The sequence below is a fragment of the Gilvimarinus gilvus genome (assembly GCF_030518155.1).
Taxonomy (GTDB): Bacteria; Pseudomonadota; Gammaproteobacteria; order Pseudomonadales; family Cellvibrionaceae; genus Gilvimarinus; species Gilvimarinus gilvus.
In genome coordinates this window covers 1-377 of sequence record NZ_JAULRU010000600.1, presented here as the reverse complement: position 1 = coordinate 377, position 377 = coordinate 1, and the positions used below count along the sequence as shown (strand labels likewise).

At 59.7% G+C, this 377-nt stretch carries 1 protein-coding gene; it reads right to left on the bottom strand.

Annotated features, from left to right (window positions below):
- Nucleotides 1-377: ABC transporter ATP-binding protein (locus tag QWI17_RS14890; RefSeq protein WP_302723319.1), on the bottom strand; the 377-nt coding region annotated here is incomplete at both ends.

Genomic DNA, 377 nt, shown 5'->3' with positions numbered 1-377 from the left:
GACCACCAGTGCTTCTTCGATGGAGTGGGTCACGAACAGCAAGGTGAAGCGGACTTCCTCCCATAACGACAGCAATTCTTCCTGCATCTTTCGCCGGGTCAGGGCGTCCAGAGCAGCAAACGGCTCGTCCATCAGCAGGATCTTCGGCTGCGTGGCCAAGGCGCGAGCAATCGCTACGCGAGCTTTCATGCCGCCCGACAAAGTGTGTGGGTAGGCATCGGCGAAAGCCGCCAGGCCGACCTTGTCCAGGTAATGCAGCGCTCGCTCCTGGGCCTCGGCACGTGTTAGCTGGCCCGACACCAGTAGCGGGAACATGACATTCTGCTTGACCGTTTTCCACGGTGGCAGCTGGTCGAACTCCTGGAACACCACAATAC